The sequence below is a fragment of the Mycobacterium sp. NGS40 genome, assembly GCF_059812735.1.
Genome location: NZ_JCALDG010000055.1, coordinates 1 through 9,326, shown reverse-complemented (window position 1 = coordinate 9,326; position 9,326 = coordinate 1). Strand labels below are relative to the sequence as shown.

At 65.3% G+C, this 9,326-nt stretch carries 9 protein-coding genes and 1 pseudogene; 3 read left to right on the top strand and 7 right to left on the bottom strand.

Annotated features, from left to right (window positions below; genetic code table 11):
• The 4 genes and pseudogenes from AC5Y5O_RS31360 to AC5Y5O_RS31345 form a co-directional block, all read right to left on the bottom strand.
• Positions 1 to 369, bottom strand: a 369-nt coding sequence (locus AC5Y5O_RS31360) for a protein kinase domain-containing protein (protein ID WP_500028701.1), incomplete at its 3' end; no start/stop codon positions are given.
• Between the two features lie 1,237 nt (positions 370 to 1,606).
• Positions 1,607 to 2,443 (bottom strand): annotated as a pseudogene (locus AC5Y5O_RS31355) (serine/threonine-protein kinase); the annotation flags it as partial.
• On the bottom strand, positions 2,430 to 2,564 hold the full coding sequence (locus tag AC5Y5O_RS31350; protein ID WP_254902471.1) for a hypothetical protein: 135 nt from the start codon (positions 2,562 to 2,564) through the stop codon (positions 2,430 to 2,432). The pseudogene AC5Y5O_RS31355 and the gene AC5Y5O_RS31350, both read right to left, overlap by 14 nt.
• An 85-nt stretch (positions 2,565 to 2,649) precedes the next feature.
• Positions 2,650 to 3,153, bottom strand: a complete 504-nt coding sequence (locus AC5Y5O_RS31345; protein WP_061559439.1) for a hypothetical protein — start codon at positions 3,151 to 3,153, stop codon at positions 2,650 to 2,652.
• 136 nt (positions 3,154 to 3,289) lie between these two features.
• On the opposite strand from AC5Y5O_RS31345, the gene AC5Y5O_RS31340 reads away from it, so the two are divergent.
• Both AC5Y5O_RS31340 and AC5Y5O_RS31335 read left to right on the top strand, forming a co-directional pair.
• Positions 3,290 to 3,556 (top strand): type II toxin-antitoxin system Phd/YefM family antitoxin, encoded by a 267-nt coding sequence (locus AC5Y5O_RS31340; RefSeq protein WP_061559440.1) that lies wholly within the window; start codon positions 3,290 to 3,292, stop codon positions 3,554 to 3,556.
• Between the two features lie 4 nt (positions 3,557 to 3,560).
• Positions 3,561 to 3,956 carry a type II toxin-antitoxin system VapC family toxin gene (locus AC5Y5O_RS31335; protein ID WP_330981110.1) on the top strand — a complete coding sequence of 132 codons (396 nt, stop codon included), beginning with the start codon at positions 3,561 to 3,563 and terminating at the stop codon, positions 3,954 to 3,956.
• A gap of 184 nt (positions 3,957 to 4,140) precedes the next feature.
• On the opposite strand, the gene AC5Y5O_RS31330 is transcribed toward AC5Y5O_RS31335, so the two are convergent.
• On the bottom strand, positions 4,141 to 4,368 hold the full coding sequence (locus AC5Y5O_RS31330; RefSeq protein WP_330981109.1) for a hypothetical protein: 228 nt from the start codon (positions 4,366 to 4,368) through the stop codon (positions 4,141 to 4,143).
• Positions 4,369 to 4,619: 251 nt separating this feature from the next.
• Entirely contained in the window at positions 4,620 to 6,098 is a 1,479-nt protein-coding gene (locus AC5Y5O_RS31325) for a DUF5631 domain-containing protein (RefSeq protein WP_442931856.1), read from the bottom strand.
• A gap of 650 nt (positions 6,099 to 6,748) precedes the next feature.
• On the opposite strand from AC5Y5O_RS31325, the gene AC5Y5O_RS31320 reads away from it, so the two are divergent.
• Positions 6,749 to 7,864, top strand: a complete 1,116-nt coding sequence (locus AC5Y5O_RS31320; protein WP_500028700.1) for an IS110 family RNA-guided transposase — start codon at positions 6,749 to 6,751, stop codon at positions 7,862 to 7,864.
• A gap of 89 nt (positions 7,865 to 7,953) precedes the next feature.
• On the opposite strand, the gene AC5Y5O_RS31315 is transcribed toward AC5Y5O_RS31320, so the two are convergent.
• Positions 7,954 to 8,685 carry a sensor domain-containing protein gene (locus tag AC5Y5O_RS31315; RefSeq protein ID WP_330981107.1) on the bottom strand — a complete coding sequence of 244 codons (732 nt, stop codon included), beginning with the start codon at positions 8,683 to 8,685 and terminating at the stop codon, positions 7,954 to 7,956.
• Positions 8,686 to 9,326: the final 641 nt, after the last annotated feature.

Sequence of the window (9,326 nt, the reverse complement as noted above, 5' to 3'; positions counted from 1 at the left end):
GGCGCCGACGGCGCTGACCACGGCGAGGACCTCGGCCGGCGGCAGGCCCAGGCCCTGGCGTTGTGTGAGGACCGTATCAAGATTGGGGCCGTTGACGTAGTCCATGGCGATCCAGAGCTGGCCGCTGAATTCGCCCCGGTCGTGGACCGCCACGATGTGGGGATGCCACAGCTGCGAGGCTCGATCGGCCTCACGGATGAATCGTTTCTGGAAATTAGGGTCGGCCGACAGATCCGCGCGTAGCACCTTGAGGGCCTCCAGCCGCGGTAACCGGGGGTGGCGCGCCAAGTACACCTCGCCCATCTCGCCGGCACCCAAAAGCCGCACGACCGTGTAGCCGGCAAACGAGGCACCTTCGCTCAACGGCATCGGTGCTCACCTTCCTCAGTTCACGCTCGACTGTTTAGCGATGGATGGGGGTGGACCCATACACCGGGGGATCTTTGGTCAAATCGACTGTGCCCGAGGCTTTGTAGATCACCCTGCTGGTGGTCGGTGAGTGAGCGTTGTACACGACGCTGCCTGATACGGTCACCAACATGGTGTTGGGATCGAAGCTAAACCGGGTGTCGGAGAAATCACCGGCACCGATCACCGATACTTTGGTGTCACCGGTGTCCAGGGTGTTGCACTCCGGTGGCGGGGCGACTCCTTGGTAGCAGTAGTGCTGCCAGTTGTCGATGGCCGTTTTGGAGGCTTGCAGGCCGGCATCGTTGAGGGTAGCTACGGGTTGGATGCTGGGGTGGGTGGCGTTGGCGCCCAAAGCATTCAGCAGTACCGGGGGCGCCTGGGCGGTGATGTCGATGAAGCGGTTCGACGAGGCGACGGCAAGGGCGCCTGGGAAAACCGAGACCGGGGTTGTTCCGTTCGTTGCGATGCCGAACAGTGCGACTGCCTTGAACGAGGCACTGCTGGTGCCTGGCGTTCCGATGTCGACGGGCACGGTAGCGGTGTCGAGTTTCCAGTCGTCGCCGTGGCGGTGCAATGCGATACGAGTCTGCGACGAGGTCGGCCCGAAGCGGGCGGACAAAATCACGTACTGGACGCTGGCCGGGTCATCGCCGGATGCCGAAGGAGCTGCGGTGACCGTAATGTCGGTGATCGGTGTTGACGCCAATTGGGTGCGCAGGGCGTCGGCGCTGACCCACTGCGCTGTGGCCGAGGCGGTGGTGCCCAACGACAAAGCCGTGTCGGCGTCCCCACGCGACAGCGCCTCAAGATAGCGCTGCGCGGCCAGCCCGGCAGCCTCTTGAGCCGATGTCGTGCCCGGTGGCGCGGAGGTCTGAGCGCCGTGCGGCAGGACGAAATACGCCACCACGCCACCGACGGCGAGCACCGCGGCCGCCACGAGCGCGGCCGGCAGCCACCGGCGCCCTCGTGCCGGCCGCGGTGGTGCGCCTTCATGATGCGGGTGGGGCGGCGTCGGCGGCCATCCCGGGCCTGGATGCGGTCGCCCAGCTGGCTGTGGTGGCGCAGTGAACGCGGCGGCGACCAGCTCAGACGACGGTGGAGTCCGATCAGGCCGCGTCGTCGTCCACGGCCGGGTCTCGCCGGCCGGCTGGCCGCCTGCTTGAGCCGCCGCGTTGTGTGAAGACGGCGCCAAGCGGAGTTGATCGGCCAACGCCGCCGCGAATTCGCTGCACCGTTGGAAGCGCTGCCGCGGATCTTTCGCCAGAGCCCGGGCAAACACGGCATCGGTGATGGCCAGGTCGGGACGAACGGCTCCAGGAAGTGGCGGTGGCGCGGTCAGATGGGAGCTAATCACTGCCACCGCAGGCAGATTGGCAAACATCTTGGTACCGGTCAACAGGTAGTAGGCGGTAGCCGCCAACGCGTATTGGTCCGCCCGGCCATCCAGTGCCCCACCCATCAGCTGTTCGGGTGCGCAGTAGTTCACGGTTCCCACCGCCATGTTGGTCGCGGTCAGGCCGCTCGCGTCGTCGATCGGGCGCGCGATACCGAAGTCGCTCAACAAGATTCGCCACTCTCCGGCGTCATCGGCCCGGCTGACCATAATATTGGCGGGCTTAACGTCACGGTGCAGCAGCCCGCGGTGATGAGCGTGATCTAACGCGTCGCTCACCGCGGCGACCATCGCCACGACGGCCTCGACCGGCATTCCGGACGCATAGTTCGCGCTGACCACCGCGCCCAAATCGGCGCCATCAACATAGTCCATGGTGATCCACAACTGGCCGTCAAACTCACCGCGGTCATGCACCCCCACGATGTGGGGATGCCACAATCCCGAAGCCAACTCGGCCTCCCGGTTAAAACGCTGTTGGAAATCGGGGTCGGCCGAGTACTCAGTGTGCAACACCTTGAGCGCCTCCAGCCGCGGGAAACGGGGGTGACGGGCCAAGTACACCTCGCCCATCCCTCCGCTACCCAGCAACCGCACCAGCGTGTAGCCGGCGAACTGTGCACCCTCACTCAGCGGCATCGATACCCCGATACGTCGCGCAGCCCTCGCGGGGCTGATCACGGCACGACGTGACACCCGCCTTCTCGATTGCGTTGTTGCCCAGCAGATTTGGCTGAGCGTCGTCGACAGAATGTGCCACGCTCACCGTCCCTTCCCAGACAGACAGGCCTTGGCGATCTGTGGCCAACCTCTTCACACCCACTGGTGGTCTCTTCTGCATGGCGTTAGGTGCCTGCCGGTTCGGTCTGTCGGCGCCGCCGCCCACCACGCGGATTACGGGCAGCCGTCCAGCGTTCGTGGAAAGCCCGCACGGATGCCCTTGTGTAGAGACGGCCAATGGCCGCATGCACGACGGGTGCGGGAAAGTCCGGGTCGTCGGCGAGTTGTCCGACGCGCTGGCGGGAGACACCGAACTCACCAGCGATCTCGGTGATTCCAATGAGGTCAAGGTTCAACGGTGGCGGGTGCTCAGCGTCCGCAACGAAATCGGCAGTGCTCTGCACCAGCAATCGGATGGGCGCCGCAAGACCGGTAGCCGCGGCCGCGGCACTCAGACTCACACCGGTGGCCTCCGCCAGGGTCGAGGCCTCCACCGCCAGCGTGATCTGCAACCGATTCCTGCCAGCGTCGTAGCTGACTTCGGCCCTACCAAGGGCCTCGGCCAGTGCCGCCGTGTCGGCAGCAGTCAGTCCTGCGGCGGGGTAGATGAGCTGAGTCGTCCAGGTCATCACACACCAGCCCCCTTGTCCGGCGCGAACCGCATCGCGTGGCGTGAGGACATAGTGGGCCACAACTATTGACAGACGCAAGGGTCTACGAACCATTAGACCACTCCTATCGCCCTCATGTGCTACCATGTAGCACATGAGGGCGATAGGAGTTCGCGAGCTTCGGCAGAACGCCAGCAAGTACCTCGAGGACGTCGCAGCGGGGGAGTCGATCGAGATAACTGACCGCGGCCGCCCGGTCGCGCGTCTCGTGCCCGTTACAGGCGATCCATGGCAAGACCTCGTCAACTCCGGCGAGGTTGTGTTGGCGGCTCGTCCTTTGAAGGCCGACGACCTTGAGCCGCAGAGTTACCCGCACAGTCCCACTGAGGCTCTAGAACAACTACGGCACGATGAACGCTAGCCAGATGCGAATCTATTTGGACACGTCCGCGTTGGTGAAACTCGTTGTCGTCGAGGCGGAATCGGTAGCGCTGCAAAACTTCCTCGCTGAGCAACGCCACGACACCCTGTTCTCAGCAGCCCTGGCGCGCACTGAACTGATACGGGCAGTCTTCCCGAACGGGCCCCAAGCCATTGGTCACGCACGCGACCTCCTGCACGGCTTGGACATCATCACGCTGAGCCGACAGTTACTCGACGACGCAGGCACGTTGCAGCCACTAACCCTTCGCAGTCTCGACGCCATTCACCTCGTTGCCGCACAGCGTGCCGGCGACACCCTACGTACGGTGATCACCTATGACGCCCGGATGCTCGCAGCGGCAGCCGAATTGGGGATCCCCACCGCAGCACCAGGCTAGCTCTCTGACCTTCACACGCGGCCTAGAAGAATCGTAAGACTCCAAACTGCCGAAATCCGCTGCCGGCCAACTCAATCCTCGCAATGGCGTTCGTAATCCCAGCGTTCCAACCATGCGGAGAGGTGGTGGACTCCGATGCTGACCACGATCAGCACAACGCCTTCTGCGACCATCAGAAGCTCGTTCACAGTCGGTCCATCTCACGGGCCGTCGCCGCCTGCTCGAAGTAGCTGGTCCTGCGTGGCGGGTACCGGCGGCGCGGCTCACGCTCGACGCTGACGCTCCGCACCAACCGCTGCCAGAGGGTGACACGCCCAGGGCGCGGGGTGGTGAGGGGCTGGAGTGCCCCGAGGGCAGCCGCGGTTGCGAACGTGACCTGGCGTTCGGTGATGAGCACAGGTTCCGGTGCCACTTTGGTGAGGTTGTGTGCTTGCGCGGCGCCTGATGTTGCGACCGCCGCATGGCTGGGTTGCGTGGCTGCAGCGGTATCACGATGTAGCACCACTGTTTTCGGGATGGCTAGCATTTCGATCACCTGAGAGGGATTCGCGCCCGGCGGGTCCGGCCGTCAATAAAAATCTACGAAGTGACCGGCGTCGTGCGCATGCGTAATGGACTACCTGTTCTGCCGCGAAGAACCCGCGCTACGGCCGGCGAGTGCCGTCAGGTCTCGGCAGTCCACTGGCTGGCCGGCGGTTCGTCGAGCTTCTGGAACCACGCCAGGTGATAGTTCGCCGACGTCGCATCGCCGGCCACGCTGCTTTCGGTGGCGGCCAACAACAGGCAGTTGAGCAACAGCGCGGGCACCACATCCGGATACTGGCTCAGCAGCTGATAACGGGCCGTGTCGAGATGAACGCGCAGCAGGTCGGCTTCCTCTTCTACGACACCCGTTCCCGCAGTCGCGGCTTTGGCCAGGGTGTGCACTAACCGCGGCAGTCCGTCGCGCCAGTGCGTGACTCGACCCAGTTCCCATGAGATATCCTCGACCGCCGGCAGTTCGCGGGCCTGCACCGACGATTCGGTCGCGGCGAAGTCGGTCGCCCGGCCGACCCGATCGCCGGGCGTGTAGGTGGCGGTCCGGATCGCCTCACCGAGCAGTGCCGAGGCTTTGCCGGTCTGGCGCCCGGGCGCCAACAATCGCACGCCCACCGGAAGCGTGATTCCGGGCGGAATCCACCCGTGGGCAAGATCGGTGACCAACAGCGTCGTGCCGTCCGCGAGATCGCCGACTGCCCAGTTCAGCCCGGGGTCTTGCCGGACGACGAACGCTAACAGCCGGTGCAATCGTTCGGAATCGGATTCGGCGTTGACTGCGGCCGCCGGGGCTTCCACGAGTTCCGGTTCCGGTTCCGGCTCCGGTTCGCGCTCGGGCTCGGGCTCGGGTTCCGGCTCGGGCTCCGGTTCGCTGACGGCCACCGGCTCGGGCTCGGGCTCGCTGACAGCCTCCGGCTCGGGTTCCGGCTCGGGCTCGGGCTCCGGTTCGCTGACGGCCACCGGCTCGGGCTCCGGCTCGTTGACGGCCTCCGGCTCGCTGACAGCCACCGGCTCGGGTTCCGGTTCCCGGACTTCCGGTTGCACCGGGATAGCGACGTCCACCGTGGCATCCTCGGAAGGAGCTCGATGCCGGCCCCCGGAAGAATCGAGGTCGTCGTCCGCGGAGATCTCGGTTGCCGGCTCTTCAGCAACGGGCTCGGCGGTGACAGGCTCGGCGGTGACGACCGGTATGACTTGCGTCTGGTCGAGCGTCCGATCACTGACGACGGGCTCTGTAGCCGGGACCACCGGGATGACTTGGGTTTCGTCGATCGCCGGCGCAACCACATCGGGTTCCGCCGCCGGGACCGCGGGGATGACTTGCGTCTTTTCCAGGTCGGCCGTGCTGAAACGTCGCGCGACCTGTGCGGTTTGGCGTCGCGCGCGTACCTGAGCCTTCATCATCTCCAGCTGGCGAATCGTCGATTCGACGCGCCGAACGGCACGCGCACGGGCTTCGTCGATCACGCGAGCCTCTGCCGCGCGCCAGCCCACATCGGTGAGTCCCGCTCGCTTGACCATCCCCAGCTGTTTGTTGGCGCTGCCGGTGATTCGTTGCAGGTCTTTCTCGAGATACTCTGCGAGCGTGGCGGTTTCGTCTGTCACCGTCGACAGTTCGGCAGGCCAAAGCCCACCGATCACCCACGGGGAGCAATCGACAGGAGAGCTGAAGGCCGGCATCGACAATGATTCCCGGGTAGCTCTCCGGAGGCGCTGGCGCGCCGTCTTTCGACCGAAGATCGCCACCGGATCAGACTACCGATATATGCCGAACGCTCTTTACCAAAGGTGAATTGTGCGGGTGGGAGCGCCTGGCGGGTGACGTCTTGCGACCGAGTTATGGCGAAAAGGCAGCGCCCGCACGTACATTGATTTCTTCTGATACGCCGTTCTGTGCGCGAGGCACCTGCGATACCATCGAGACGTCCCGACGGGTGCATGTCTGGCTCCACGTAGTACTGCCGCCGCCCCCGCGGCTGGGCTGTTTGCGGTACTGCCGGCACGTTCTTCTGAGGGATGGGATGGCCGAACCGAAAGTAGTACGCCACTCGCAAGTGTCGCGACCGCCACGCGCGGCGGCCGGATGCTTGCAACACCTGAGGCCTGGCTTAGGCCAGTAGTGCGCGCCTCGGCGCGCTAAGGCGAATACTGCCGGCTCCAGGCGGGGGAGGGGCTTGTGGTGTCTCACGCGCACACCACAAGCGCGGTGAGCGGCCGCAACGCGGCCGGCGTTCCTGCTGCACAAGGTGGTGCCAATGGATGTCGTGATCGGTGTCGATGCACACAAGGCCACCCACACCTTCGTCGGTGTCGACAGCGTCGGCCGAAAGCTGGCAGAAATTACCGTGGCGGCAACCACCGACGGGCACCTCGAGGCACTGAGCTGGGCCCGCGACACTTTCAGGGGCGACTTGGTCTGGGGGGTGGAGGATTGCCGCAACCTCAGCACGCGACTAGAAAACGACTTACTCCACGCAGGACAACATGTCGTGCGTGTGCCACCCCAACTAATGGCCCGCACCCGTGCCTCGGCCCGCACCCGGGGCAAGTCGGACCCCATTGATGCCCTGGCCGTGGCGCGCGCGGTGCTGCGCGAACCGGACCTGCCCGTGGCCAGCCACGACGACACCTCGCGGGAATTGAAGCTGCTCGTCGATCGCCGCGAGCACCTGGTCCAGTACCGGCGCGCGACCATGAATCGGTTGATGTGGCGCGTGCACGAACTCGACCCACCCCACGCCAGCAAACGGATGAGGCTCGACCACGAGCTTCCACGTCAAGCGCTGCGGAGCTGGCTGGCCACCCAGCCCGGCTTGCTCGCGGAGCTGGCCTACGACGAGTTGACCGACATCGCCAGGCTCACCGACGAAATCGACGCCCTGGAACGCCGTATCGCCGTGCGCGTGCGCGCCGCGGCGCCCTCACTTTTGACGCTGTTTGGCTGCGCCGAACTCACCGCCGCCAAACTCATCGGAGAAACCGCCGGCGTGCACCGGTTCCGCAGCGAAGCCGCCTACGCCCGCCACGCCGGCCTCGCCCCCATCCCACACACCTCGGGAGGCAGCCAAGTGCGGCTGCGCGGTAGCCGCTGCGGCAACCGTCAACTCAACGCCGCGCTGTTCCGCATCGCCTTCACCCAACTGCGGGGCGGCTCCGGCGCCGACTACTACCGTCGGCGCCGCGACGCCGGTGACACACACGCCAAAGCCCTGCGGTGCCTGGAACGCAAAATTGTGCGCAAGGTTTATGCGCACCTGCGTACCGATGAAGCCAACAGACACCAATCCCAGCCAGCCCCAGGGCATTTCGAAGAACTCGAGCGGCTCAACGACCAGTGGTCACGCGCGCTGGCCACCCTGGGGGACCGATGACGCGCAAGCGGCATAGGAGGTCAACAGCGGAGCGTCCTCCTCGGGGCGGGGGGCATCTTCCTCGGCGGCGGCCTTGGCGAGGTCGTAATTTAGTGGGGTAGCTTGGCGGCGATCGCGTTCGCGATCGTCACCATCTTGTCGGTGACCATGGCGGGGCCTTGTGCAGCGACGTCAATGACGACATTGGAGCGTGAGGTGATTGCGCGTACGTTGGTCTGTTCACCCTTGCCTTCCGGGTGGATGACGAGTGTTGAGATATCGGAAATTGTCGGATATCCCACTGTGTACCAATCGGTTCGGGTGTTCGGCGGCGGCCCGGTGGGCCCGGTGTCGCTGAAATGGGCGTCGGCGCAGTGCTGCCAGGCCAGTGTCACGCGCGCGACGAATAGGGTGGCTGCATCAGCGGTGGGAAACGCGACCACTCCTTGGTCGACGGAATGGGTATGCCGGTCGCCGGGCTCGCGCAACCCGTGTCCGAGCGCTCCGGTGTAGCCAGAGCCGTCGTAGGCGGTCCACATGGTGTTCCAGACTGCTTCGGCACAGCTCGGATCTGAGAAGGTCTCGCTGGCATCGGCCGGGGTGATTGTCGAATAGGTGTGGAAGGTCGCCAGCGGGCCGGCGCCGACGATGTCGCTGATGTGTTCGTCCGACAGCAGCAGTTTGTCGAGATCTGTCGGGGCCACGGTCGGGGCCGCACTGTCTCGAGCCGACAGCGCGCGCGGCTGTCCGCTAAGGACGTGTGAACACGCCCACGTCATGATCACGCAAGCCAGTGCGAAGGCGGCGACACCCCGATAGCTCTGGCGGCACGGTGAAATCATCTATGCCACCTTACTTTCGCTGCCAGCGCCGCGGCGCAACGGGAATATGCGAAACTCGGCGAATTGGGACCCGAATGCATCATCAGCCAGTACCGGATTGTGCGCAGCGTCACCGAGGTCTTGGGTCGCTGTGCGCCTAAGCAGCGAAGCGTATGCCACATTGGCTGGCGTCGACTCAGTCGGAGCGGTGAGCAGGCGTGAGGCGAGGGCATCTGTTTGTTGCGGCGCGGAAACTCCTGGCTTTGGCCGGGCGCGGAAGTGCCGCTTCTCCTTTCGCTGTGTTGTCGGTGTAAGGGGTCTAGGTTGTCAGTCGGCCGATTGGCGAGGCAGCGCTCCAGTGCCCTGCTGATGTGTGCGCCAACAGGTCGGCACAGTGGATCAGCACCTGCGAGCCCGTGGCCGCTGAGATGTTCGCTGGCGCGTGCGATGGCGGGGCGGTCGGCGCGCTGCGCCGTGGTGGAGTCGGTGAAAGTGGCTTCTAGGGCGGCGATTTCGCGGTCGGCGGGATTTGGGGCCGGCAGCCACGTGACGTCGCGGCCTGGGGTGGATCCTCGTTTGACGAGGCCTTGGCGTTCACGAGCGCAGACGCGGTAGATCTGTTCCTGGATGGGAGGGCAGTACTCGGCGGTGCCGGCGACGGG